The sequence below is a fragment of the Bacillus sp. EAC genome (assembly GCF_002156875.1).
GTDB lineage: Bacteria > Bacillota > Bacilli > Bacillales > Bacillaceae_G > Gottfriedia.
Genome location: NZ_NCSY01000002.1, coordinates 577,267 through 603,193, shown reverse-complemented (window position 1 = coordinate 603,193; position 25,927 = coordinate 577,267). Strand labels below are relative to the sequence as shown.

Annotated in this window: 32 protein-coding genes and 1 pseudogene; 23 read left to right on the top strand and 10 right to left on the bottom strand. The window is 32.2% G+C overall.

Annotation, left to right across the window (positions count from 1 at the left end):
- Positions 1-5: 5 nt before the first annotated feature.
- From B7R65_RS06080 to B7R65_RS06070, 3 genes are all read right to left on the bottom strand, one after another.
- Entirely contained in the window at positions 6-1,001 is a 996-nt protein-coding gene (locus B7R65_RS06080; RefSeq protein ID WP_088041835.1) for a sensor histidine kinase, read from the bottom strand.
- Complete coding sequence (locus tag B7R65_RS06075; RefSeq protein ID WP_088041834.1) at positions 998-1,672, bottom strand: response regulator transcription factor; 675 nt, start codon at positions 1,670-1,672, stop codon at positions 998-1,000. Before B7R65_RS06075 ends, B7R65_RS06080 begins: the two co-directional genes overlap by 4 nt.
- Positions 1,673-1,755: 83 nt before the next feature.
- A complete protein-coding gene (locus B7R65_RS06070; RefSeq protein WP_088041833.1) occupies positions 1,756-2,340 on the bottom strand; it encodes a TetR/AcrR family transcriptional regulator in 585 nt (194 codons plus the stop codon).
- Positions 2,341-2,612: 272 nt separating this feature from the next.
- Here B7R65_RS06070 and B7R65_RS06065 point away from each other — a divergent pair, with 272 nt between their 5' ends.
- The 13 genes and pseudogenes from B7R65_RS06065 to B7R65_RS06010 all read left to right on the top strand — a co-directional run bounded on the left by B7R65_RS06065 (position 2,613) and on the right by B7R65_RS06010 (position 12,730).
- A complete protein-coding gene (locus B7R65_RS06065; protein ID WP_088041912.1) occupies positions 2,613-4,067 on the top strand; it encodes a DHA2 family efflux MFS transporter permease subunit in 1,455 nt (484 codons plus the stop codon).
- A gap of 175 nt (positions 4,068-4,242) precedes the next feature.
- Complete coding sequence (locus B7R65_RS21245) at positions 4,243-4,404, top strand: hypothetical protein (protein WP_179194788.1); 162 nt, start codon at positions 4,243-4,245, stop codon at positions 4,402-4,404.
- A 142-nt stretch (positions 4,405-4,546) separates the two neighbouring features.
- Positions 4,547-5,227 carry a ribose-5-phosphate isomerase RpiA gene (rpiA, locus tag B7R65_RS06060; protein ID WP_088041832.1) on the top strand — a complete coding sequence of 227 codons (681 nt, stop codon included), beginning with the start codon at positions 4,547-4,549 and terminating at the stop codon, positions 5,225-5,227.
- Positions 5,228-5,618: 391 nt separating this feature from the next.
- Positions 5,619-6,329 carry a hypothetical protein gene (locus B7R65_RS06055; protein ID WP_088041831.1) on the top strand — a complete coding sequence of 237 codons (711 nt, stop codon included), beginning with the start codon at positions 5,619-5,621 and terminating at the stop codon, positions 6,327-6,329.
- A 215-nt stretch (positions 6,330-6,544) separates the two neighbouring features.
- Positions 6,545-7,071, top strand: a pseudogene (locus B7R65_RS06050) (dihydrofolate reductase family protein).
- A gap of 277 nt (positions 7,072-7,348) precedes the next feature.
- Entirely contained in the window at positions 7,349-7,621 is a 273-nt protein-coding gene (locus B7R65_RS06045) for a hypothetical protein (protein WP_088041829.1), read from the top strand.
- A 281-nt stretch (positions 7,622-7,902) separates the two neighbouring features.
- Positions 7,903-8,325 (top strand): SMI1/KNR4 family protein, encoded by a 423-nt coding sequence (locus tag B7R65_RS06040; protein WP_179194787.1) that lies wholly within the window; start codon positions 7,903-7,905, stop codon positions 8,323-8,325.
- Positions 8,326-8,875: 550 nt separating this feature from the next.
- Positions 8,876-9,427 carry a GNAT family N-acetyltransferase gene (locus B7R65_RS06035; RefSeq protein WP_088041827.1) on the top strand — a complete coding sequence of 184 codons (552 nt, stop codon included), beginning with the start codon at positions 8,876-8,878 and terminating at the stop codon, positions 9,425-9,427.
- 252 nt (positions 9,428-9,679) lie between these two features.
- A complete protein-coding gene (locus B7R65_RS06030; RefSeq protein WP_256941180.1) occupies positions 9,680-10,309 on the top strand; it encodes a hypothetical protein in 630 nt (209 codons plus the stop codon).
- A gap of 285 nt (positions 10,310-10,594) precedes the next feature.
- The gene (locus tag B7R65_RS21485; RefSeq protein ID WP_218780399.1) at positions 10,595-11,011 is read left to right on the top strand and encodes a hypothetical protein; all 417 of its coding nucleotides are present in this window, start codon (positions 10,595-10,597) and stop codon (positions 11,009-11,011) included.
- Positions 11,012-11,116: 105 nt separating this feature from the next.
- Positions 11,117-11,800: a hypothetical protein gene (locus tag B7R65_RS06020; RefSeq protein WP_088041825.1), complete on the top strand. Its 684-nt coding sequence runs from the start codon at positions 11,117-11,119 to the stop codon at positions 11,798-11,800.
- Positions 11,801-11,933: 133 nt separating this feature from the next.
- Positions 11,934-12,278: an ArsR/SmtB family transcription factor gene (locus B7R65_RS06015; protein WP_218780398.1), complete on the top strand. Its 345-nt coding sequence runs from the start codon at positions 11,934-11,936 to the stop codon at positions 12,276-12,278.
- Positions 12,275-12,730, top strand: coding sequence for an SRPBCC family protein (locus B7R65_RS06010; RefSeq protein ID WP_088041824.1), 456 nt, complete (start codon positions 12,275-12,277; stop codon positions 12,728-12,730). Before B7R65_RS06015 ends, B7R65_RS06010 begins: the two co-directional genes overlap by 4 nt.
- Before the next feature lie 119 nt (positions 12,731-12,849).
- Here B7R65_RS06010 and B7R65_RS06005 read toward each other — a convergent pair whose 3' ends face one another.
- The gene (locus tag B7R65_RS06005; protein WP_088041823.1) at positions 12,850-13,839 is read right to left on the bottom strand and encodes an NAD(P)-dependent alcohol dehydrogenase; all 990 of its coding nucleotides are present in this window, start codon (positions 13,837-13,839) and stop codon (positions 12,850-12,852) included.
- 186 nt (positions 13,840-14,025) lie between these two features.
- Between B7R65_RS06005 and B7R65_RS06000 the strand changes: the two genes are divergently transcribed.
- Both B7R65_RS06000 and B7R65_RS05995 read left to right on the top strand, forming a co-directional pair.
- Positions 14,026-14,382 carry a hypothetical protein gene (locus B7R65_RS06000; protein ID WP_088041822.1) on the top strand — a complete coding sequence of 119 codons (357 nt, stop codon included), beginning with the start codon at positions 14,026-14,028 and terminating at the stop codon, positions 14,380-14,382.
- A 35-nt stretch (positions 14,383-14,417) separates the two neighbouring features.
- Positions 14,418-14,720, top strand: a complete 303-nt coding sequence (locus tag B7R65_RS05995) for a hypothetical protein (protein ID WP_088041821.1) — start codon at positions 14,418-14,420, stop codon at positions 14,718-14,720.
- Between the two features lie 82 nt (positions 14,721-14,802).
- On the opposite strand, the gene B7R65_RS05990 is transcribed toward B7R65_RS05995, so the two are convergent.
- Entirely contained in the window at positions 14,803-15,189 is a 387-nt protein-coding gene (locus B7R65_RS05990; RefSeq protein WP_088041820.1) for a RidA family protein, read from the bottom strand.
- A 297-nt stretch (positions 15,190-15,486) separates the two neighbouring features.
- Here B7R65_RS05990 and B7R65_RS05985 point away from each other — a divergent pair, with 297 nt between their 5' ends.
- Positions 15,487-16,158, top strand: coding sequence for a GNAT family N-acetyltransferase (locus B7R65_RS05985; protein WP_256941190.1), 672 nt, complete (start codon positions 15,487-15,489; stop codon positions 16,156-16,158).
- Positions 16,159-16,235: 77 nt separating this feature from the next.
- On the opposite strand, the gene B7R65_RS21045 is transcribed toward B7R65_RS05985, so the two are convergent.
- Together B7R65_RS21045 and lepB are read right to left on the bottom strand one after the other, a co-directional pair.
- On the bottom strand, positions 16,236-16,427 hold the full coding sequence (locus tag B7R65_RS21045) for a hypothetical protein (protein WP_142288206.1): 192 nt from the start codon (positions 16,425-16,427) through the stop codon (positions 16,236-16,238).
- A 143-nt stretch (positions 16,428-16,570) separates the two neighbouring features.
- A complete protein-coding gene (gene lepB / locus B7R65_RS05980) occupies positions 16,571-17,107 on the bottom strand; it encodes a signal peptidase I (protein ID WP_256941178.1) in 537 nt (178 codons plus the stop codon).
- A gap of 352 nt (positions 17,108-17,459) precedes the next feature.
- On the opposite strand from lepB, the gene B7R65_RS21670 reads away from it, so the two are divergent.
- Positions 17,460-17,591 carry a hypothetical protein gene (locus tag B7R65_RS21670; RefSeq protein ID WP_256941177.1) on the top strand — a complete coding sequence of 44 codons (132 nt, stop codon included), beginning with the start codon at positions 17,460-17,462 and terminating at the stop codon, positions 17,589-17,591.
- A gap of 57 nt (positions 17,592-17,648) precedes the next feature.
- On the opposite strand, the gene B7R65_RS05975 is transcribed toward B7R65_RS21670, so the two are convergent.
- Positions 17,649-18,440, bottom strand: a complete 792-nt coding sequence (locus B7R65_RS05975; protein ID WP_088041817.1) for an HAD family hydrolase — start codon at positions 18,438-18,440, stop codon at positions 17,649-17,651.
- 184 nt (positions 18,441-18,624) lie between these two features.
- On the opposite strand from B7R65_RS05975, the gene B7R65_RS05970 reads away from it, so the two are divergent.
- The 3 genes from B7R65_RS05970 (at position 18,625) to B7R65_RS05960 (ending at position 20,538) form a co-directional block, all read left to right on the top strand.
- The gene (locus B7R65_RS05970) at positions 18,625-19,389 is read left to right on the top strand and encodes a nuclease-related domain-containing protein (protein WP_088041816.1); all 765 of its coding nucleotides are present in this window, start codon (positions 18,625-18,627) and stop codon (positions 19,387-19,389) included.
- Positions 19,390-19,959: 570 nt separating this feature from the next.
- Positions 19,960-20,256, top strand: coding sequence for a DUF4359 domain-containing protein (locus tag B7R65_RS05965; protein WP_088041815.1), 297 nt, complete (start codon positions 19,960-19,962; stop codon positions 20,254-20,256).
- A gap of 69 nt (positions 20,257-20,325) precedes the next feature.
- Positions 20,326-20,538 carry a hypothetical protein gene (locus tag B7R65_RS05960; protein ID WP_088041814.1) on the top strand — a complete coding sequence of 71 codons (213 nt, stop codon included), beginning with the start codon at positions 20,326-20,328 and terminating at the stop codon, positions 20,536-20,538.
- A gap of 44 nt (positions 20,539-20,582) precedes the next feature.
- On the opposite strand, the gene B7R65_RS05955 is transcribed toward B7R65_RS05960, so the two are convergent.
- Both B7R65_RS05955 and B7R65_RS05950 read right to left on the bottom strand, forming a co-directional pair.
- Positions 20,583-21,560 carry a hypothetical protein gene (locus tag B7R65_RS05955; RefSeq protein WP_088041813.1) on the bottom strand — a complete coding sequence of 326 codons (978 nt, stop codon included), beginning with the start codon at positions 21,558-21,560 and terminating at the stop codon, positions 20,583-20,585.
- 232 nt (positions 21,561-21,792) lie between these two features.
- The gene (locus B7R65_RS05950; protein ID WP_088041812.1) at positions 21,793-22,707 is read right to left on the bottom strand and encodes an alpha/beta hydrolase; all 915 of its coding nucleotides are present in this window, start codon (positions 22,705-22,707) and stop codon (positions 21,793-21,795) included.
- A gap of 144 nt (positions 22,708-22,851) precedes the next feature.
- Here B7R65_RS05950 and nagZ point away from each other — a divergent pair, with 144 nt between their 5' ends.
- The 3 genes from nagZ to cdaS all read left to right on the top strand — a co-directional run bounded on the left by nagZ (position 22,852) and on the right by cdaS (position 25,890).
- Positions 22,852-24,558, top strand: a complete 1,707-nt coding sequence (gene nagZ, locus B7R65_RS05945) for a beta-N-acetylhexosaminidase (protein ID WP_088041811.1) — start codon at positions 22,852-22,854, stop codon at positions 24,556-24,558.
- Between the two features lie 249 nt (positions 24,559-24,807).
- Positions 24,808-25,080 (top strand): hypothetical protein, encoded by a 273-nt coding sequence (locus B7R65_RS05940; protein WP_088041810.1) that lies wholly within the window; start codon positions 24,808-24,810, stop codon positions 25,078-25,080.
- A gap of 180 nt (positions 25,081-25,260) precedes the next feature.
- On the top strand, positions 25,261-25,890 hold the full coding sequence (cdaS, locus tag B7R65_RS05935) for a sporulation-specific diadenylate cyclase CdaS (RefSeq protein ID WP_373419549.1): 630 nt from the start codon (positions 25,261-25,263) through the stop codon (positions 25,888-25,890).
- Positions 25,891-25,927 lie beyond the last annotated feature (37 nt).

The following is a 25,927-nucleotide window of genomic DNA, read 5'->3' as shown; positions in this document are numbered from 1 at the left end:
GTTTTTTACTCATCGTGTGTTTTTTGTAATATTAAATACGGATCACTATCTTGCGGAAAGTGAATTATGTATTGAGTAAAATCCCCTACTTCAGAAGTACAACTAATGTAATGTCCTAATTTGTTACTTAACTGTTGAGCTAAATATAAGCCCATTCCTGTTGACTTCGTATACATCCGACCGTTTTCTCCAGTAAATCCACGATTGTAAATTCGCGGTAAATCCTTTTGACTAATGCCAATTCCGTTATCACGAATCACAAGTTGTTTTTCTTGTGGGGTTTCGAAAACTGAAATGGTAATCTCCCCACCAGGTTCCGTATATTTTAAACTATTCGTCAATAACTGATTGACGATAAACTCTAGCCATTTAGGATCAGTTTGAACTTCCAGTGAATCTGCCTGTATGGCAATACGGATTTTTTTTGAAATAAAGGTTTTTGAATGAGCCTTAACGATTTTTTTCGAAATTTGGATAATGTCACAATTTTGAATAGCGTAATCCTGGTTAAAGCTATCGAGCTTGGCGTAATAGAGTGCTTGATCCACGTAATTTTCAATCTTCGCGATCTCTTCCCTTAAACTATTGGCGTCCATATCAGTTTGCTCCAATAAGCGAAGGACTGCAATCGGTGTTTTTATTTCATGGAACCAGGAGACGATGAAATCATAATGCTCATTCTTCTTGTCTTGAATCTGATTCATTTCACGGATATGCTCTCTTTTAAGTTCATCAATGTACGCCTTCGCAAATTCTCCTTCCATTGACAAGCTGTCATACTCCTCATTTTTCATTTGCCGTATCACACGTACATTTTGCTGATAACGATAAATTAAAAATCCGAGTAATACAATAGAAGATAGGGAGAAGGCATAAAAGAAGGTCCCCCATGCCAAGGTACCATTACTATCAGTAAAAAATACTGCGGCCGTGATTAAGAAAGCAATTAGATACAGATAAATATATGGTTTTTCATATGGAAGATATCGTAGGAAGGTCATTCGATTATATACCCCATTCCTTTGCGGGTAACAATGAAGTCCTCCAGTCCAAGAATGGCAATTTTTCGGCGCAGTCGATTCACATTCACGGTCAATGTGTTATCATCGACGAATTTTTCTTCATTCCATAGTGCCTGCATCAAATCATCTCGCGAAACAATTTTTCTTATATTCCGCAGCATTAATTGTAAAATGATGAATTCGTTCCGGCTTAACTCAGTACTTTGTTCATTGTATTCAATAGTTGAATTAGTTACATTTAATTTCAATCCACGATGGACGAATCTGATGTTCTCCTCTTCCTGATAGGTATATTTCCGGCGCATAAGCGCACTGATTTTCGTGATAAGAATGTCCAAATCAAATGGCTTTTGGATAAAGTCATCTCCACCCATATTAATCGCCATAATGATGTCCATATTCTGATTTCTAGATGAAAGGAATATAATCGGTACTTTGGAAACTGATCGTATTTGCTGGCACCAGTAGTATCCATCGTAAACAGGTAGATTGATATCTAATAGAACGAGGTGTGGTTCAGTTTTCTCAAATTCCTTTAACACCTGGTCAAAATGGATCACTTCCACTACATCATATTGCCACTTTTTCAACGTATCAGAGACAATCCGTCTAATTTTTTCATCGTCCTCAATCATCATTACTTTATACATGAAATCCCTCATTATTGTAAAAATAGTCACTACAATTATTCTAGCACACTCTTTGGTTTAGACTTTTGTAATTTGAATCCAAGTTATTTATTCTCTATTCGAAAAAGCAAAGACAACTGCTTAGCAAGAAATTGAGGAGTATATGGCATATCCTTACGCAACCAAGCTACAATTGTTCCAATTAAAGCTGAAGATCCGTACCAAATAGCAATATCCCTCTGAATGTCTTTCGTATCTAACTTGGAATTATTCGTTGTTCTCTCTGTTATTCTTTTCGAAAGGATATTTAACAAACGGTCTGTAAAGATTGGCGTTCGATTTGAACCAAGCACTACTTTATAGAATTTGGCATTCTCAGCAATATACTCAAGCAGGGTTACAAGCTTTAGATGGTCGCTATCATCTGCGGAATTTTGGTTAGTATTCGTACTCATAATAATGCAATCAATGTCCTCAGCCATTTCCTGGGACAATTTTTCCAGCATGTCATGTATATCATTATAATGAAGATAAAACGTAACACGGTTAATGGTTGCACGTTCCGCAATACGGTTAACCGTTATTTTATTAATATCCATCTCTTGTAGCAAATCGATTAATGCATCCTTGATCAATTGACGTGTTCGAATGACCCGAGGATCTACTTTTGCTTTTGTATTATCCACCATTACTAATCACCTTTCTTTTGCTAAATTTACAATAATTCTGTTTCTGTCTATAATCTTCACTATTTACTACATAAATGAAATGAATGATAACTAATTTACACTTTCTAAGAAATTGTCGGTTGTAAGAATCTACTTTCTATCTATAATTTATTTATACAGTGTTAATTATTAAACACTATGTAAAAAAAGTCTATATTCTATTTAGAAAGGATCGGGGAGAATTGAATAATAATCCTAAAATTGACACAAATTCGATAAAAAAAGGACCTATTATGTTCATTATGATTATAGGTGCTTTCATTGCGATATTAAATCAAACAGTTATGAGCGTTGCTACTCCTGAATTAATGGTCGAATTTAAAATCACAGCTGCAACAGCACAATGGCTAACAACAGGCTACATGCTTGTAAATGGAGTCTTGATTCCAATTACAGCTTACTTAATGCAACGGTTTACCACACGTGAGCTCTTTCAAACAGCAATGTTTATATTTTTAGCCGGAACGATCGTTTCAGCTATAGCAACAGGATTTCCATTATTATTAACTGGTCGTATGATTCAAGCTGCTGGTGCAGGAATCATTATGCCTTTACTTACAAATGTTATTCTGACAATCTTCCCTCCAAACAAAAGGGGAGCAGCCATGGGGATGGTCGGTCTTGCGATCATTTTCGCCCCAGCAATTGGACCTACAATTGCTGGTTATATTATTGACAATTACAAATGGGAAACGATGTTTTACGGGATGATCCCAATTGCTGTTCTTGTCATTATACTTGGATTCATTTATCTTCGAAATGTATCTGATCGAATCAAGACAAAGTTAGATTTCTTAAGTGTTACACTCTCTACGGTTGGTTTTGGCGCATTACTTTATGGATTCAGCCGAGCAGGGACGCTTGGATGGTCAGACGTGGAAGTACTAAGTACGATTTTTGTGGGCGTCTTGTCTCTGGTACTTTTTTCATGGAAAGAGTTGAAATCGCAAAATCCACTACTTGATTTGCGTGTATTCAAATACAAGATGTTCTCCTTAACGACAATCATTAATATCGCAGTAACTATGGTAATGTATGCAGATATGATGCTACTTCCGTTATACCTACAAAATATCCGTGGTTATACAGCGATTGAGTCCGGACTTTTACTACTTCCAGGAGCTCTAGTAATGGGCTTACTTATGCCAGTTACTGGTAAGTTGTTTGATCGATTTGGTGCAAGATGGTTAACGATTATTGGGATGATTATTACGATTATCACGACGATGGGCTTTATCAACTTGACTGACTCAACTAGTTATACTTATTTGGTGCTCATGTCAACGGGACGCCGAATTGGGATGGCATTAATGATGATGCCTTTACAAACTGCTGGTTTAAATCAACTGCCACAACGTTTAAACGCACATGGTACAGCAGTAAGTAATACAATTCGCCAAGTTGCAGGTGCTGTAGGTACTTCGTTACTCGTTACAGTAATGACTGTCCGTACGAAATCACATTTACAAGATATGATTCCTACTGCAGCTGCTAAAGGTTTGAACCAAATGCAACTAATTAAAGAAGCTTCTATACAAGGAGTTAATGACGCATATCTTGTCATAATTGGGATTGGTATTATTGGATTACTAATGTCCTTCTTTATTAAAAAGGGAAAACAAAATTCGGCATTAGAAACTAGTGCCCCTTTAGAAAATGTAACAAATAAGAAGTTAAGTACAAATTAATTTAATCATTTACAAAAAAGCTGCCTTCATTGGCAGCTTTTTTAATGTTTTTATGAGAATAAGTTTTAATAACAAGTTTTGTTGGCTTGTTTAGTAGTTGTTTTAATTGCACTAACGGGCAGGTTAGTAGAATAAGAAAAGCTCATAGGGAATACTAAAATGAGGTGTTAAACGAATGAAAAAATTCTTTATTTTAATAATGGTAATACTCCTAGTTGTTTCACCAACTCTAAACTTTTTAGATGATGATTTAACAATTGATTACACAGATGGTTTTCAAATAAAAAGCTCAGATCAAATTTATAGTTTTAAAATTGGAATTGAGATCGAAGCATGACACATAAATAAAATTTAGTGAGTTTAAATGGATGGAAAAAGAGATGTTAGTAATACAACATCTCTTTTTATGTAAGAAAAATATCACAAGTTGATGCTCATATAAAGCGTCAGTACATAAATAAATTAATTGAGGTGGAGAAATGGAAAGTAAAAAACTTGCTGGTGAGAAGGCGGTTGAGTACATTAAAGATGGAATGATCGTTGGGCTAGGAACCGGATCAACTGTTTATTGGACCATTATTAAAATTGCGGAATTAATAAAAGAAGGGTTAAAAATACATGGAGTACCTACTTCAAAGGAAACTGAACAACTAGCTATAAAAATGGGAATACCTCTAATAAATCTTTCTAAATTAAACAAGGTTGATGTAACAATTGACGGTGCTGATGAAGTAAACCCGAGACAAGAACTGATTAAAGGTGGTGGTGGGGCATTATTGCGCGAAAAAATGATTGCTTCAATATCCGAGCAATTTGTAGTAGTTGCTGATGAATCAAAGTTTGTTTCGACACTTGGTAAATTCCCCTTACCGGTAGAGGTCACTCCATTTGGTTGGGAAATCACAAAAAAACAAATCGAATGGATGGATAATACTAATCCGCGATTACGTTTAAAAGAGAATGCTCCATATATAACAGATAATGGGAATTATATTCTAGATTGCTATATGGATACGATTGAAAAACCTGAAGAATTGACTGTTCAATTAAATTTGATTCCAGGGGTTGTTGAAAATGGCCTTTTTGTTAACATGAGTGACATAGTTATTATTGGTGGGAATAATGGTGGAATTGAGATTAAGCATAGTACTAGAACATAGTGAAAAGAATCAATTCTTCTTAGGAAAATGATAAGTCCATTTTATATAAGACCTAACTCTTCAGATATAGTCTCGTAACTGGCATATCCTTCTTCAGTTTAACCGCTTTAAGTTTTAATTCGATTGAATACTTATTAAACTTAGATCTTTTTACAGCCATAATAAAATCCCCCTAGAGTAGACTACCTATCCTTTTTGTCGAATAGGCTTTTTTAAGTGTCTACTATAAGGGGAAAATATCATATTGGCAGTTTTTTTATTATTTTTATGAAAGTATCTTTAAATAAAAAGAATTGTTGGATTGTTTAGCTGGCTGTTTTTACTGGACTAACGGGCCGGTTAGTAGAATAAGAAAACATCATAGGGAATACTAAAATGAGGTGTTAAACGATTGAAAAAATACTTTATTTTAATAATGGTAATACTTTTTGTTGGTTCACCAATTAAATCAGGTGCAGTAACTACAGATCCTGAGATTGTAGCAAAAATCAACAATGAGGATATAACTTTATATGCTAAGACGAGGGATGGTTGGTATCAAGATTTCAAACTTGATTTCAAGGGGACTATTTATTCAACTTTTTACTGGATGAGCACAGCTACTAAATATACATACGCACCGAAAATGATTTATGAAGATATAAACAAAGACAAACGGAAAGAGTTAATTATTATTTTGAACAAAGGTCATGGCAGTGGTCTGAACATTGAAGAAGTTCATGTTTTTAATACAGATTATAACTACTTCGGTGAGGAACTCGTTGATAATCCTCTAGCAATTGTCTATAAAAATGTAAAAACAAAATTGACAACCGAAAAAGCCGAGGTGATTGTGGGAGACAAAATATCCGTTGTGAAGATAAAAGCGATCGAGCCTTCCCATTTAAATGAAGATATAGGTTTTGGTAGTATTATTGATTATGAGGTTATTAATAAGCAGCTTATGGCAAGTGTTGGCGCACAAATAACTCCAGCAGGGTTTATTGGAGATATTATTATCGGTTATGAATTTCGTAATAAAATGTATCAAGCGAAAACAATCGAATTTTTACCACATTCGTTACTTGATAAAAATCCATTCTACGGTCCGATAAATCATTAAGAAATATGTAACCATCGCTTGTTTTAGTTTTAGATCTTGGGTTGCTCAGGCAACTCTATTTTTAATTGAGGATAATGTGAAAAGTGGACTATTATTTTAATAGTTAAACTTCTCTTTTATTTTTGATAGGTATTCGTCTTCATTAATCTAATGGTAAACTATGTAAATTTATTAGTATATTGTTTTTATCCTTAAACAAAGTAAGGGGGATAAACATGGGAAAACAGCGTAACGTTATTTTATATATTGGTACTTCAATTGATGGGTATATTGCAAATGAAGATGGTACATTAGAATGGTTGGAATCAACAGAAGTAAAGGGAGATTCTGGCTACAATTCACTTCTTGAAAGAATTGACACTGTTTTGATGGGAAAAGGAACTTATGATGTCATTCGTGGATTTGATATGGATTATCCTTATGGTGAATATAAAAATTATGTCTTTACTAAATCGATTAGCGGATCAGATGAATATGCTTCATTTATTGATGAAGAGATTAAAACTTTCATAAATAAATTAAAACAAGACTCAGGTAAAGATATATGGTTAATTGGTGGAGGAAAATTAGCTCATGATTTTTTAAAGAAAATTTAATCGATGAATTCCAACTAGCCATTGCACCTATTGTACTAGGGAAAGGAATCTCCCTTTATTTCGGAGATGATATTACTCAAAAATACACATTAACAAAAGTAGAAAAATTAGGTCAACTTGCAATGCTTCATTATATAAAAAAATAATTTTTATCATCTTCCCTTATTTAAGTTGGGGAAGATTTTTATCTTTTTAATTACCTTATTTCTAAAAAACGTTTCTCGGTGAACCTACTTATGATTTCGTCATAAAATAGTGGTTCATATTTTGTTCATAAATCTCATTTATATTTTATATTATAATCAAAATAAAAAATCCTCCTTTACCCTAACATGTCGATTGAACGATGAAATGTCAGGGATATAAGAGGTTGAGGTTAGATTAAATGTTGACTAAATATATAACTGAAAGGTGGGAACTTAAATGAAACAAAATAAAATACACAATTGGCAGAAAGAGCATAATATGAGAGTCGCGGCATTCCATAAAGAACATGCTCAAAAAATTGAAAGAGGAGAGAATGGTAAAGGATTGTTAGCTAAATCGGAAAACTTTGTTTTTAACCTAGGAAAAACTCGACTTAATATAGTAGAACTGCATAAAAAGCATGTATCAGAAAGAGGAGAGAATGGTGAAGGTTTTATAGCTAGATTTGATAGATATATTCTCAAAATAGTAAAAGGACTTTTAAAATAAGAAAATTTTCATTCTATTTGTTCCAGATTACGAGAGTTTTTTATGTTACTATTAACAATAAATAACTTAATGTAATGGATTACTGTCACATACTTCAATAAATAAATCCGTAATACATCCCTCCCATTGCCGAACTAATACTCAGCGTTAATTGAACAAGAATAGGAGCCGATTGGTTCCTTTTTTCTATGGAGCAGGATAGTTGAAGAAGGAACAACGGCAATTAAGTAGAATTTAATTCTAATTACAAAATTAATAGTTTGAAATTAGGAGTGAAAAAGGTGTTAGACCAGAAAAAATATTTATTTAAAGGTTTCAATTTTAATAAATCTATTTCTAAGGAAGAAATAGAAAAGGTGGAAAAAGAATTAAAGGTAAAGTTCCCATCAGATTATGTTGAATTTATGATTAAGACAAACGGTGGTGAAGGGAATATTGGAGAAGGTTATCTAAGACTATGGAAAATCGAACAATTAGTTGGAGTTAATGAGGATTATTCAGTAAGTGAGTTCGCACCTGGGTTTTTAATTATAGGGTCAGATGGTGGAGGAACTGCTTTTGGTTACGATTTTCGAGATGAAATCCCGAATTTAGTTGAGGTTAATTATATACCAATGGATATTGAAAATCCCAATTATAGTAATAAATACTTCTATGAGTTTATTGAATATCTATACAATTACCAAAATTCCTTATTGAACTAACACATGCTTCAGTTGTATAAGAAAACGAAAGTTCCTTCCTAAAAAGGGATCTTTTTTGTATTAATTATTTCAACTAATAAATAACTTTTTTATCTATCCTTCACTTTTCTTATGCATAGGCGTATTTACATTCATGAGTGAATAATGCATGTGTTAGTTGAATATTATGGAGTGGCTTAGGCTGCTCTTTTTTTATTGAAGTAAATGGCAGTTTGAATGAAATAAACCGATAATAGATGTAAAATATTAGATTAAGTAAATTTAAATTTATAAATAGAACGGGTGGTATTTGGATGTGTGATAGTTGCTATGTTTTAAAGGAGATTTTTAAAAGTGACCAATCTAATGTAAACGATTTTTTTAAAATAGTTGAAAGCAAGTTAATAGATTAAGAGTAATAATTACATAGTTTGGGCTCATTTAAAACCACAGTCTAGTTGTCCAAGATAGTTCGCGGCAACTTTATTATTGGATCAAAGTGATGAGTGCGGGAGGAAAATCGACCAATTAAAAAGAATTTGTATATAAACAGCGCACTGGAGGAGTTACATTGAAACAATTAATTGTTAGACCATATACATACGAAGATGCCGAAGTTAAGCTTCAATTACATCAAGAAAATAGAGGGCATTTCCAAAAATGGTCCCCGGTCAGAAGTAACGAAGATTTTTTTACATTACAAGGACAAATCGATAGCATTAAAAAGTTTATGGAAAACAGTGCAGAAGATAGTAGATATGATTTCGCTATTTTTTTACAAGAAGACTCTTTACTCACATTAATTGGAGAGGTTCAGTTCACTTTTGTAGCACGAGGACCTAAACAAAGTTGCATGGTAGGTTATCAAATTGGTGAAAAATTCAATGGAAAAGGATATATGACGAGAGCCTTGGAAATTGCACTGAAAATTGCTTTTCAAGAATTGAAATTCCACCGAGTTACTTCTCAAGTTAATCCTGAAAATATAGCTTCCTTAAGAGTACTCGAAAAAGTCGGCTTTGTTAAAGAAGGTTATGCTAGAAAAAACTTAAAAGTTGGAGATAAGTGGTGTGATCATGTATGTGTCGCACTATTAGAAGAAGAATTTTTAGCAAAGGTTTGATGGATAAAACAGAAAAATAAGCTAGCCTTTTAGCTTTCTTTTTTAAAGTAAGAATATCCTTACTATTAAACTTATAAAGTTCTAATTTAAAATCAGGATTGACTGTTTAGTCGATCCTTTTTTATTTTAACTGCTATACAGTTAATGACAGATTGCGAGTTAAAATGCTTGATGCAATAAAAAAGTGGAACAATTATAATAATAGAAGTAATACGTAGTGAATGAAATGGATGTTTATTAAAGGGGCATAAAATGAATCGACTAATTGAGTTTTTAAAGTGGTTTATTGTTTTATTCATAGGAAATTTAATAGGAAACGCAATTTTTAAAGAGAATTTAAACATACTCACAGCTTTTTCAACAGCATTAGGTGCTTCTTTAGGTATAACGGGATTAGGATTCTTTAGAAAAAACAAATTAATAAAAGATGATCTAAATGGATTAGCAAAATTAATGTATCAAGATGTTTCAGCGGATGTCTGGGACAAAGAAAACCTTACTAAAAGTAATTTGGATTTCTCCATTGAAAGCATTCGATATATTGATTTGTATTCTACAAGATTAATGAATACTGAAACGGGTACAGAACTGTTGAATGAGCATTTTGATAGTCTCGTAGTTCGAATAGGAGCATATATTGGAGAAGTTATTAAAAAAAATATCAAACAAGATTTCTACTGGTATGAATATGACTCTGTTTATAATTATTCGTCCAAGCTTGATGGGGTACATAGAAGTAACAAACCTACTAGTCTTCTTTATTCAAAAAAGAGAGAGATAGTCATATTACCAATTTACGAAGTATCACAATTTTTAGAAGGAAACTCAACATATCCTAATTTAAAAAGTTATGTAGAAGAAATGATTAGGGAAAATTCTTAAATAGTGCGGCTAACAATTAACCCTGAAAAAATTAAAAGGGAGTGGATCTTATTGGTAAGAGATAAAAAATCTTTCTATATTTCATTAATACTTTTTTTCGCATCTATAGCATTGAATATTCCGTTTCCTAATGATCATTCTTATAGTGGGAAAATAGCGGTGTTCAATATCATTGTAAATTCAGAACATGGTTTACGGTATGTAGGAATTATTTCCTTATCCTTACTGATTTTGAGCTTATATTTTCTTTGGATATCATTAGGGAAATATAGAGCTAGATTGATAGTGATTGCTATAATAATCGCAATGATTTTGCCACCTTTTCTTGTCAAATCGTATCAAAAAACCTTTGCAACAGGTATTTATGCAATTACATATGACCGTGATAAAAGTAATTGTCGTTTTAATATGAAAAATGAAGAGACTTTACATGCAGAATGTGAACTGCCTTTTAAAAATTATGGTAGAACTGATGTGCAATTCAAAGTTGAATTTTATGATCAATTCGAGGATGATGTACAAATGGTTTCACTTTTAAATAAAAATGGTCTAAATGTAGTAACGTTATATGGTAATGAGAGAAAGATAGTGAAAATCAAGATGAATATTGATGTTTCGAAGATAGAGAATCATATTGATAGTGGAGAAGCTACAGATGTAAATATTATTATTAGGTCTGGAAATAAAAGTAGAAAGTTATGAGTAAGTAGTTCAAGTTGTTTTTATTTTCATAGATTTTTTGAATAAATTCTTAGTATTGATATGAATGTAGATCTTGTTAGATATAAAATTAAAATGGAGGAGCAAATGAAGAAGTTTAGAGGTAAAAGACGCTACTTTCATTTTGTAAAGAATGTTGTTAACGAATTTAATTTAGTTAATGATAAGGATTCGATGGTTCAAGTGGCGACAGATTTCGAATTTTCATTTTTAAAAAATCAATTTGGTAGATTAGATATCGAAAATGAAGAAATATTAGAAGGATTATTTAGTAATATCGGAATATTAGACGTATATGATCAATGTTTAACAGAAGAGGAAGCCGTAAAACTGTTATCTTCTTTCAAAAATCATAATTTAAAGTATGAAAAGAACTTTCTACTTTTTTTTGAAAAGATATTTGAATTGAACTCAGGACAACCAATTTTTGTACAATTAAGTATTCCATTTTCTAATAAATCTTTTTCGAATATGAAAACTGTAGATCTAGAAGAATATAAAAACGTATTGGAAAAAGATAGTTTTGCATTTTTACATAATTTACTTAAATCGAATTCAAATGTTTTTAAAGTAACAAGTTTACAAGCCCTTCAACTAATTTCAACTCTTTCAACTAGAGAAGTGTGTTTTGGTAATATCTTTTTCCCCGCCTTAGAAACTGTGATTGTTGGGAATTTTGAATTATCTTTCCCGGTGTATTGCAATGACAATAATATTTTTTATCAACTTAATCAAAATGCTGAAACAGTTGGATTATTTATTGGAAAATAATACTCTGGGTTTGCTATATGAATCTGATAAAAGCAGATCAGTTTTTGAACTAATAATTATATAGTATGATTTGTAACGGACTGTTTCGACAGTCCTTTTGTAAATTTGACATGCAACTATTTAGTTGCTTATAATGGAAACAATGAGGAGGTTGGAACAAATCGATAAGATTTTTAAGGCTCTTGCCGATTCAAATCGCAGAAAACTACTTGACCTACTTTACATAAACAACGGACAAACATTAAGTGAACTTTGTAAACATCTTGATATGACTAGACAAGCAGTAACGAAACATCTTGTAATACTAGAAGAGGCAAATCTTGTTGTTGTGGAATGGAAAGGGCGTGAGAAACTACATTACCTTAATCCCATTCCAATTAGCGAAGTTTATCATCGATGGATCAGCAAATATGATCACCATCGTATGGAATCATTGAATGAACTAAAAAATAATCTTGAGGAGGAACGGAAAAAATGAGTAAACCGACATTCGTTTATGTTACTTACATTTCAACCACACCAGAGAAACTTTGGGAAGCTTTAACAAGCAGCAGCTTTACTGAAAAATACTTTTTTGGAACTAAAATTCAATCTGATTGGCAAGAAGGTTCAACTGTTGAGTATTCACGTAATGGTGAGGTCACTGATCACGGAAAGATTCTAAAGTGTGAGCCATATCGTTTGCTTTCATTTACATGGAATCACATTCACGATACAACGAATCGTGAGGAACCATCACAGGTTACATTTGAATTGATTTCGATGGATTCAACCGTAAAATTAACGCTAAAGCATGAAAACCTGGAGCCAACAGACTTCGTTGATAAAGAGGGTACTTTTGAGGGATTAAATAATGGTTGGCCGGCAATTCTAAGTAACTTGAAAAGTTTACTTGAAACAGGAAATACTTTACCTGCCGTTTCTATTTAACCTTGACATGATTTAATTTTATAAACATAAAAATAGTCCTCTATTTTATAAATAGAGGACTATAAAATGTACCTATGATAAGGAGACTATCGTTGCATTTTATTTAATTTAATCAGTTATTACGTTTTATGAAGAGGGTCTAAGGTTATGACTACATTTCCTTTTTTGTGTCCTTTTTCAACATAGGAATGAGCATCTGCAATTTCTTCCAGATGGTAACGTTTATCTATGATCGATTTTAGCTTTCCTGCCTCGATAAGATCTTTTACGAAAATTAAATTCTCTGAAGTTGGGACTGCAATCCCAGGTATGACTTTTTTGCTACTTGTCATTGAAGTCCATAAGCCCCGAGCATAAACCGACATCTGCCAGACTGCACATAAAAGATAAACACCATTTTCTTTTAATGACCTTTTACTACCTGAAAAGGAACTTTTTCCTACTGTATCAAAAATAATATCATATGATTCATCTCGTTTAGTAAAATCTGCTTTTGTATAATCAATCACCTTATCAGCACCTAAAGATGCTACCAATTCCAAATTGTTGGAACTGCATACCCCAGTAACTTCTGCTCCAAAGTACTTGGCAAGCTGTACCGCAAACGTACCTACACTACCAGAAGCTCCATAAATAAGAACCTTTTGTCCACTCTGAATATTTGCTTTTCGAAGGAAAAACAATGCGGTTAATGCTCCAATAGGAACAGTGGAAGCTTCCTCAAAAGTCATGTTCGCTGGTTTTATTGCCAGTGCACTTTCTTCGTGCAGACTAATGTATTCGGCATTCGCTCCGAAACCAAATCCACTATAGCCAAATACATGATCACCTTCCTTAAATAGTTTTACATCTTTCCCGACCGATTCAATTTCCCCCGCTAGCTCACTTCCTGGAATCGTTTTTTTAGGTTTTCTGAAACCAAACATAATGCGAGAGGGGAGCCAATACATGAAAGGGAAATCGAACTTCCGAAGTTTTGTATCTCCTGAAGTTACCGTTGTAGCATATATCTTTATTAATACTTCATTATCCTTAATAGAAGGTTTTTCAACCTCTCTTAGTTGAAGCACATCCGGTGCACCGTATTTAGTACAGATAATTGCTTTCATAAGTCACCTCTACCATTTCTATGATTTGGTCATTTAACCTTATGAAGCTCATACTATAAAAATGTCATTCTGAGAAAGAATGTAGAAAAGAAAGTGAAACATTTTTTAGTAGTCAAAGCAAGAATCGTTGAAGAGTAAATTAAATTTAAATGATATAATCATTTGAAACGACATCTGGGGGAAAACATGGGGAAGAAATACGTTCGGATTATTTTTATTAGTATGTTGGTGATTTTTCTTTGCTGGATAGGAGTTAATAAGTACCAAGCAAACTTTAGTCGTGAAAAATGGATGGAAGATCCAAGTAATAGAGTTAATATTGTTGATGACTTATTAAGTGAATATAATCTAGTTGGTAAGAGTAAAGCCGAAGTGATTAAGCTTTTAGGGGCACCAACTGAACAAGCTAGTTCTAAGACTGTAAATACGATCATTTATTATCTTGGTCCTGAAAAAGGATTTCCTGGCATTGATATTGAATTACTCGTCATTGAGTTGGATGATAATGGAGAAGTAATTAAGTACGAGACACATACTAGTTAATTTAAAAATTAATTTGCGATTTTAGGAGGGAGTAAATGAAGGTAATACTGGAATTAATAAGAATTATTTTAATTTTTTTCTTTCTAGGAAGCATATTTGGTGTGATTCTATCAAATCTATACGGGGCACTAAACGTAAACACGGATGGTTACGAGTGGATGGGATTTACTGCAATTTTCGTTTTGTTATTTGTTTTGTATCGAAACAAATTGCAATATAGTGGTTGGTATGCAGGAAAGGGGAAAGCAAAAATCCCTAAAAGAGTTTCAAGCATACTTGTATCTTGTTCAATCTTACTGTTAGTATTACTACCTATAGTGAGTTACATAATGAACTAACACATTGTGCTAGTTGAAGTAAAGAAGGGCTGTAAGCAGCCCTTTTTTTGTGTTTAAATTTTAGAAAAAAATTAATTATTTGTTATCGAGCGGCCCACGCCTCAATTTCAATTTTTATATCAGGGTTTGCTAATGCAGAAACATATGCATATGTTGTAGCTGGTGGATTTCCTTTATGGAATTCACTCCACTTCTCTAAAAATACTTTACGATCAATGTTTTCTGCCAACCAGAAATTAATTTTAAAAATATTATTTAATTCTACGCCTTCACTTTCGAGAATTGCTTTTATATTCTCAAGTGCATTCACAAATTGGCTTTCAATATCTTTAGGTAAAAAGCCATTTTTATCGCTGCCTATTTGTCCAGATAAAACGATTAATTCAGCATCTCTCGGAATAACTGTAACGTGATGGTATTGACCTACTGGCGGTGCTACATTTTCAGGATTTGATCTTTTAATTTCCATTTTTTTACTCCTCGGCTTATCGTATTTTATTTGTATGTATTTATTATTATACAATTTTTGGTATTCCTACAAACATTAAAATTAGTGCGGAAAGTATTCTAATTAATCTATTCCTATTTGAGTTGAAGAAGGAAATATTTACATTTAAACGAAATATTGTAAGAGAAAGCTAGATTGTTGATTAGCTTATCTTTAGTAATTCGCATTCATTCAGTTGTCTTCTATCTATCAATAGTAAATGGATTTTTATGAATTAGGTAATTTTGTGGGAATTTAACATAGGAGGAATGCTATTTGATGACAGAGTTGGAGCTTATAAAGCTACATGCTACAGTCTTGTTTATGAATGATGATATGGGCAGAATTACTTTCATAAATGAGCAACCATTTGATGTAGCGCCTAAATTTTATTTAGGTTGTACAAAGCGTGGTAACATTGTTAAATATAGTAATAGTCTTGGAGAAGAGTTTATCAATAAGATCGAAAGAGTATTTAATACTGAACAGAGTATCCCCATCGCTGAAATCATAAATATTTTAAGTAAAGATCAACCTATAACAAATATTTGGTTTGGACCTGCATATGTTTTTCCTGATGTGAAAGATCGGAAATCGAAGGCAATAAAGATAACGAATGAAAACAAAGAGTTTCTATTACCACATTTTCCATATACGTTTAAAGAACTTGAGGAAAAATCACCGTGTTATGCAATCATTGAAAATAATCAGGCTGTTTCGATTTGCTGTAGTGCTAGACAAACTGAAAAAGCAGCGGAGGCAAGCTTGTATACTTTAGAAGATTTCCGAGGAAAAGAATATGGAATTGAAGTTACGAATGCATGGGCAATTGAAATTCAAAATCAAAATCGAATTGCATTATACAGTACATCATTCGATAATTTTTCTTCACAATCGATCGCTAAGAAGCTGAAACTAATTCAATTTGGTACGGATATACATATTAGTTAAAAGAATCGACTAAACAAAAAACTTACGATATCTAGGATTCGTAAGCTTTTTTTTAGTTATATAAGTTAACTCAGACTTTAAGAAAAAAATACATAAGCAGAAATGGCAAAACATAAGAGGCTAAAAAGTGTGGTCCAACGATATTGTTTTTGGATGATTTTATGATTGTTGCCCTTAGAAGATAATGATAGTAAATACCCTTTGTACTGAATTCCAGCAATGCAAAGACTAATAATACCTACGATCACTAAAATTTGTACTAGCAACATTTTATACACATCCCCTAAATGGATTTATTAACCATAATATTCACTTGTGCGAAAGTAATTCCTTCCCATAAAAAAATTAAAAGACTGCATTGCAGTCCTTTTTTTATTCACTAGCGATAGTTAAGTTTTTTTATGATTAATAATTAATGGATAAGTTTTAAACGATTAAAAGGGAAATATATCATTTCTGCTTTTCCTACAATTTCAGATTGTTTAATATAATCCAAGCCGTTTCGACTATCTTTACTATTTAATCGATTGTCGCCCATCACAAAATAAGAATGTTTAGGAACTGTTACTTGCTTAAATTGTAAATATTGCTTGTATTCTTGTTTGAGTTTTGAATTTAAATATTCTTCTTTGATCGGTTTTCCGTTCACATTTAAAACGCCATCAATGATTGAAACGTGATCTCCAGATAAACCAACAACACGTTTTACATAATATTTTGGATCATTTACTTTTTTGATAATAATAACGTCTCCAGTATTTATGTTTGATATATGAATCGCCGCTTTATTGACAAATAAATAATCGTTTGTATGTAATGTAGGTTGCATCGATGCGCCTTCAACTACAAATGGTGAAAAAACGAATATTTTCACAATAAATGCGAGTGTAAATGAGTATGCGGCAAGTTTTATTAGACTCCACACAGTAACTTTTTGTTTAGGTTTCAATTTGCCATCTCCTTTATTGGGTTGTACCCATATTTTATCACGTAAAAGATGTGAATACTGTTAGATTTTCATTAATCATATGTGCCATTAAAGAAGTTGAATGAAGTGTGAATCCAGGAATGGAAATCAACTGACATTTATCTTAAAAAGCAACAAAGTAATAGTCATATTTTTTTTCGAATTTTAGTTAAAAAAAGGGAATTTCATTCTGTACTCCGAAATAGTAATAAAAGAAATTATTTCCGTTAGAATTTGTTGAGTATTTAGTTAATAAAATGGATATTGTATGGTATTAGTTCAGATTGTTAATAATACAAAAATTAAAATAAAATTTTAAAATGAGGTGTACTCAATGAATGTTAATGACCCAAACGAAAGTAATGAAGTGGTTAAAAGCGAGGCCGAATTAAATTTTATTACCCAATTACCGGAAATTGAAGAAGCGATAGGTATTGATGAAATCCTTAAATGGTTAGAGGATTAATTTTAAAAGTAAAAAGTACTCTCTAAATTAGAGAGTACTTTATTTGTTTCATTAGATTTATTCTGCATTAATGGTAGAAATTATCCCTAATAATTCCTCTAAATGACTAATTTCAAATGTAGGAATTACTTCGTTTCTTTCCTTATTATGTCGATTAATCCAGACATTTTTCATTCCTATTTTGTTTGAGCCAAGTATATCTGTCATTAAATTGTCGCCAACCATTAGGACTTCATCTTTTGTTAGGTTCATTAAAGATAAAGCATGTTCAAAAATAGTTGGGTCTGGTTTACCTTTTCCAAAATCTCCAGAGATCAGTATTTGATCAAAGTATTCTTTAATTTCAGGTGTAATGGAAAGCTTTGTATGCTGTAAATCAGGCGAACCATTAGTTAGTAAAAGGAGCTGAAAGTTTCCATTTAATGCATCTAAAACGTGGAATGTCTCTTCATATACAAATGGGTTACCTTTTCGTTCTTCAGGGAATCTTTCTGCTAATACATGGCCAAATTCAGGATCATCAATTCCGAAAGCTTTTAAACCTAAAGTCCATGCATTTTTTCGATAAGTAGAGGAGTTTTCTCTCATTTTAGGGAATTCATCATGATCTTCTAAAAAATTCCCCCAAAGTCCTTCAAACGGATTAATTCCAATTAATTTAGTAAATTCATATGTATCATATGAAGAGTATAGTTGCCTTGCTGCATCCCGAACTGCTTCTTCAAACGCATCTGGATTAATACCATACTTCTCTTCAGCCAATTTACATGTGTTCGCAAATGCAACCTCCACACTTTTCTGATCCCAAAGCAAAGTATCATCCAAATCAAAAATAATTCCTTTAATCATAAGAGAAAACTCCTTTTAATTTTTTGAATTATATAAATTATCCATAATAGTACAGTGAAAAGGTGAAATAGTAAATAGAGATAAATAGGAATTTAAAGTACTCTTATTATTAAATAAAAATGAAAATGGTCGATAGAACTAATGGGCTTTAGAAATGTTTATAAAAATTGAGGAGTTTACAATAATGTTTTCAAAATTAATCGGCATATTTACTGGGAAAAATAATGTGAAAAATACACAAGAAAAGAAAGTAAGTAGAGAGACTAAAAACAAGATTCAACCTACAAGGATAGGTGAATTGGGAGAATATAAAATTAATATTCAACTAGACCAGCTTAATAAAAAATACAAATATATTAGTGATCTCCTTATAGGAAATCCAAAATCAAAATCTGGTTATTCGCAAATAGATCATGTTGTATTCACGCATTTAGGAATCTTTGTCATAGAAACGAAGAATTATCAAGGAACGATATATGGCGATCGAAAAAGAAGCACTTGGAATGTTAATGGTAAATTTAAAATGATGAATCCATTTCATCAAAATTTTGGCCATATAAAAGCAATCAATGCATTGCTAGATAATGTTGATTTATCTAGTTATATTTCGATTGTGTCTTTTTCTAGAAGATGTATTTTTAAAGTGAATGAAGAATTAAGAAAAATTCATTCAAATGATCTAATTGTGTATGATACAGAGTTAACCGACTACATTAACAGGAAGCTGAATGTCTTAAAACTACAACCTCAACTTAATTCATTTACTGATGAAGAAATCTTAATGATGTTCAATAAATTAAATGGAAAAAATATTCTAGATCCTGAAATACGACAGAAACATATCGAGTTAATCAATGAAGTAAAAAGTGAAGAATCTAATGAAAGTAAAATATATTCGGCTACTTGTGCTACATGTGGTAAAAAAGTATCTGAAAAAGTAAAAGACTAATGTTTAACAAATAAAGAAAAATTTAAAAATAAGATTTATTGTTTTGATCATCAATGATAAATCGTAAAAAGGTTTTCTTTATTCAAACTGTAAAAAATGAAAATGATTGAAACGGAAGGTGCGAGACTCCTGTGGGAGTAGCTGGAAGGTGAGACCCCACAGACGCGAATGCGACGAGGAGGCTCATCGCCTTCCCCACTGAAATCGAGTATCCTGAAGTGGAAATCTACGAAATTACCAACAAATTAGAAAGAAACTATATTTCCATATGAAATTTTTCAAGATATTCTTTAAAAAGTTTTTGTTTAATTAAACTAAAAAAATGAAAATGATTGAAACGAAAGGTGCGAGACTCCTGTGGGAGTAGAAGGACAGGTGAGACCCCGCAGAAGCGAATGCGACGAGGAGGCTCATCGCCTGCCCCACGGAAAGCGAGTATCCTGAAGTGGAAATCAACGAAACTCCCATGATTATTAGCTATACGAAAACACCGATTTGTTAAAAATATTTGGTCAAAAAGGAATTTTCTATTATGATAGTAAGTAATACTTTGGGATAGGTAGGGGTAATATGAAAAAGTTAATCGTAGCAGTTATCATTGCTGTTGTTCTAATCATTTCAGCTCAAACAAATCCAACAAAAGGAGAATTTGTAGTATGGGCGAAAGAAAAACTGAAGAAAGAATCTAAAAATAAATATATAGATTTTGGACTTGATCTACTTGGAGATAAATTAATAAGTTCAGCAACAACTACACATAACTATAAGTTCTTTTCACTGTATGAAGTAAGAGTACTTAATAAACAAGTAAAAGTCATCGGAGTATTTGATCACTTTATTCCAATTTCAAAATCAGATATTAAATAGTTGGTTGGAAGTGGTAAAATAGTATTTGCAGTATATAATAAAACGAAAAGAATAAAAGAGGTGGATGAGATGAGTAAATCAAAAGCAAAGAAACTAAGAGAGAAATTAGAAAGAGAAGGTAGAAGAAATCCAGAATTAGGAAGAAGCCCATTTTCGATGATGGATTTAAATACTCGAAAAACAAAAACGAAGAAAGATAAATTAAATCAATTTAAACATAAAAAACAGTCCTTTGGAAGAGATGACTTTCAAACAAAGGACTGTTTTTTATTTTGTTCTTAAATTAAAAAAAGAAGAGTACGTATGACTCTTCTCAAATAATGCAGTTATTCAGTTACAGGTTTGTCAGCAGGTTTTTCTTTTACTTTGTCTGCGAACTTAACTGTAAGATTTTCTTTGTAAGTTTTTAGTTCTAGATCCATTTGGTCAAATGAATCGTTCAACTTTTTAATATCATCCATAGCATTTAAAAGAGCAATTTTAGCTTTTACGACATCTCTCTTTTGAATGGCTGCAGATAGATCATCACTTTCTAGGTCTTGTAAATCTTCATCATCTTCAGTTCCTAAAAATCCGTTATAATACTTTTCAACTATTTTTTCACTATCAGTTTGAATTTGGTTATATGTTGTGTAGTCCATATTTAGAACTTCGTATGCATACGAGCTAATTTCTTGAACTTTAACCATTGAGCCAATCATACGTGTAAGTGCTTTTGTCATTTCTGATTCATAATTTCCATACTCAGTTGGTAATTGGTTGTGGATATATATATCATTTTCAGTATAGATTTGGAACTCGATTTCATCTGCATACTCTTCAATATCATACATGAAATTGTCTTGGTAATTTAAGATTGCAACTAATTTTGCACGTTGTTTTGTGTAATATGATTTAGCATTTTTAGCATCTGCTTTTTTAATGTATGTGTTAAATGTAGCTGTTACTTTTTTCATATCTACAGCTGAGTTATCCTTACGTGTTTTATCGATTTTAGTTTTGAAAGTTGCAGTTTTTTTAACTAACGCATCTTTCCCAGAATAATTGTACGTTGTAAATGCTTTAATGTCTGCTTGCAATGAACTATAGTAACCGTAGATAAAACGATCGTTAGCTCGAATTTCATTTTTTAAACTAGTCAGCGTTTTTGTGTATGCACTAACTTGTTTTTTTAGATTAGCTTGAGCTTGGACAATTTTTGGAGATGTTTTTGCAGAAGCTGTAGTTGGTACAGCACCTAATAGAATACCTGCTGATAATGTTGATGCGGTCACGAGAGTTGCTAGTTTCTTAATATTTTTCATACTCGGTCTCCTAATTATGTATTTTAATATTTTTACACTATGTTAGTATAATACAAGTTTTCGATATATTAAATATTTATTAAAAAATATATATGCAGGTTAAAAGAAAATTATAATTGCATGATAAAAAAATATTATCTAACTCTGAGCGAAATTACAGAATGTAAATCATAGAGAGTTAGATAATACTCATGATAAAATCATAGGATAGTAGTAAAAATGTTTTTTATATTCAATCTCTACCTGCATTCACAATTAATTGTGCAATTCTCCTCGGTTGTAATTTAGCTGTCGACATATGGTCACCATGCCCTTGTATAAATCGGAAAATACCTAGACGGCTAGCTAAATGTGGATACCATCCATATTGTTCTCCAGCAGGAATAACAGTGTCCTCTTGTAAGTTAATAAAGCTTCTAGGAGTAGTTAGCCTATAAAAATTCTTTAAATCTAGTTTTTCCACCAGGGGGTTAGCTGGTTCTGGAGTAGTAGAGTTATAGATTTGTTGAGCAGTTTGTAAATCAGCTAAATTCACAAATGTTTCTCGAAAATAGGAAAAGGGCAGTTTAATCGTATGATCACTTGATTGCTGAGCAAGACCTAATAAGAAGTCTTGAGCTTGTTTAGGAAATTGATCAGCCATACTTTCTCCATCATTTAAGACAAAAGCATTCCAAAAGACTAACCGTTTAATTCGATCAGGGAGTTGTTCAGCTACTTTTTGAATGACACTTCCCCCGAAGCTATGTCCGACTAATATAATATTTATTAAATTTTTAGTTGTAATATAATCAACAACGGATTTCGTTACAATCTCATGAGTAACGTTTTTGTTTGTATCAGTTCCATGCCCCGCCAATTGTGGTGTGTGAACTACATGACCCATCTTTCGTAAATCTGCGGAAATACCGTTCCAAAAACTAGGATCAACCCATGAACCATGGACTAATACAAATGTTATTTGTGATTGGTGACGATGGAAAAAGTCAGTTTGATCTGGGTAATAATGGGATTCATATGGATTTGCTGTATATTCGTTATTCCAATTTTGGGGATAATAGGAATAAGGGTTTAATTGATTTAACTGGCTATTTCTATATTTATGGTCGAAGTGATTTTTAACTGCATAAAATTCTTTGATCGTCATTCGTAATGGTCCCTCCTTAATATCTTCCACATCGTATGCAGTACGAGATGGGTTGGTACCCGGTATTTTTTTAAAACATAGGATGGCATGTGCATTAATTTTAAGAATTTGATTGTTATAAAAACATATTTTTAGGAGGGGACAATGATTAAAAAAGTTGTGAGTTTGATTTTAATTTTGTTTCTAATAGGTGCAGGAGTAGTTTTTTATGTAAATACTAAAATCTCGAAGGAAACCCCTAAAACTACTAGAAGTAATCCTGTTGAAAGTGAGGTACAAGTACCTGACAATACGGATGAACTGTTAGCTAATATTATTTCTAATGCAAAAGCTGGAAAAATAGATGGGAAAACGAATATTACTGTTGGAAAAACAACAATGACTGATATTACAAAAGAATTTGGAACGCCGGACCAGGAAGAGTCAATCGCACAAGGTACTTTTTTAACCTATTCAAATCCAGCATTTGCAATTGGAACTAAACATGCAGGAAGTATTTTTGAGGCCAGATCATATGACTCACGCTTGAATCAAATTCACTTTGAATCCATTCTTGAAACATTAAAGAAACCAACATCTACTAAATATTATAAAGATCAGAATGTTGATCAAATTATCCTTGATTACCGTTTATCTAAAACATACGAATTAAAATTTATACTAGCTCGACCGACAAATGAAAATCCTAATCCATCATTACATCATACTGCTGTATTACTTATAAATGGAAATAATCCAAGTGGAAATAATACAAATGTTAGTTCAAATATTGACAATCTTTTAAATGAAATGTCACTTAATGAAAAAATTGGTCAAATGATTTTATCAGGATTCTATGGTCCTACGTATTCAGGCGATTTAAAAAATCTTATTCAGCAATATAAAATAGGTGGGTTTATATTTTATAGCGAGAACTTGAAAGATAAGAATCAGACCGTTAAGTTAATCAACTCGATGAAAAGTGCTAACGGTTCTAATTCTTTACCAATTTTATTTGGAGTAGATCAAGAAGGCGGGAGAATATCTCGTTTACCTGAGAAGTTAGGTAATATTCCTACAAATGAACAAATTGGAAAGCGAAACAATTCGAATTTTTCATATGAAATTGGCCAAATACTAGGTGAACAGTTAAAGATATTTGGATTTAACACTGATTTTGCACCAGTATTAGATATTAATAGTAACCCGAATAATCCTGTTATTGGTGATCGATCATTTGGAAATAATGCTTCGATAGTTAGTAAATTAGGAATCAAGACAATGGAAGGAATCCAATCAGAACGAATAATTCCAGTCGTTAAGCATTTCCCTGGTCATGGTGATACGGGGGTAGATTCACATCTAGATTTACCGGTTGTTAATAAAACTTATAATGACTTAAAGCATTTAGAGTTAATTCCTTTTGAAAATGCAATTCAGCAAAAAGCAGATGCCGTTATGATTGCTCACATTTTATTGCCGAAAATTGATTCGAAGTTTCCATCATCTATGTCTAAAAATGTAATCACTAACATATTACGAAACGATTTACACTATAGTGGAGTCGTGATGACTGATGATATGACGATGGCAGCAATTGAAAAACACTACGATTTACCAAATGCTGCGGTCAAATCCATTCAAGCAGGTAGTGATATTATTATGGTTGCGCATGATCCGAATAAAGTAAGAGCGGTTTTTAAAGCAATCCAAGCAGCCGTACAAAATGGAAAGATTTCGGAAGATAGAATAAACCAAAGTGTAAAACGCATTATTTTGTTAAAGCAAAAATACAAAATCGACAATAACAAAGTACCTAACATTAGTACTCAAAAGGTAGTTGAAAAAACAAACAAATTATTAAAAAAATAACTCTTTTTCTAAATGATTGTTTTTTAGAAGGACATTGTAGTGGGAGATGTGAGCGATTGCACGACATGATGCTCGGTCCCCACCCATAAAAAAAGCGAGTATCCTGTTACGGAAACTAACCCAATATTAAATAGAAACAATGTTTACGTAAAAAGTTAATAAAAATGTGAAAAATTATTTGGAATTTAAAGGAAAAAAAAGGAAAATGCCATCTTTTGTCGAAAGCTAGTATAGAAAGGTGGTGTTTAAATGTCTACGATGATTTCGGATGCAGAGATGATACTATTAGCTATTTTTAAAGAACTTCAAGAAAAAATGCCAAATTTTGAAAAAGGGATTCATAATGAAGTTGGAGTAGCTTTCGAATACGTTACACCTGCATTAATAGAACTAGAGCAAGAAGGATTTATCAAGGGAATAATATGGGTTAAAAGTGAAGTAGATCAAACCGAAATACCTTCTTTTAGTAATGTGTCAATTACACCGGCAGGAATGGTTAAAGTAATTGAATTATTAAAATAAAATAGATAGATTAGATCTTAATTATTAAATGGGTATAGATACTATTAAACCTCGATTGGCATACTGCCTTTCGAGGTTTTTTAATTTGGAAAATAGTTGATGGTAAAGAATGGAATATCTTTTCACTCGGTGGGAAAAGTATTAGAAGGTATTCCGGTTTGAAAGTGAGTTGAAGATCGTATGGACGAAATGGAATCACAGTTAACACCAGTCATTAAGAAAAATTTATCAAGTACACTTTCGCAAATCAATTCAAAAATCGAAAGTATGATTAATAAAATTGAAGTGCAAGGATGTGGAATATTAACTGAATTTGAAAATATACATCGAATCTTTAATCAATTGCAATTGCAAGCATCTTCATTTTATTTAAACTCCTATCTTTCACCATTTACAGATATTTTTGATGAACTGACGATTTCAATCCAACATTTATCAGAGCGAAAGCATGGTGGTTTAATCGTCATAAAAAGAGATGATCCACTTCATCAACTAATGAGTTCTGGGATTCCGGTTGGAGCTAATTTATCCCCGGCACTTTTGGAATCAATCTTTTATCCGGGGAGCCCTCTACACGATGGAGCCGTTTTAGTTGAAGGGAATATGATTATCTCGGCAGGAAATGTCCTACCATTATCAAAAATCACATATGAGAATAAGAAGCTTGGGACAAGACATCGGGCAGCTATCGGTCTATCAGAACGAAGTGATGCACTAGTACTAGTCGTTTCTGAAGAGACAGGGAAAATATCCTTTGCATTTCAAGGTAACTTGTATCCAGTTCAATCTGGTGCACCACATATGAATTAAATAGTAATTTGTTAGCGATCTTTTTGAGGTCGCTTTT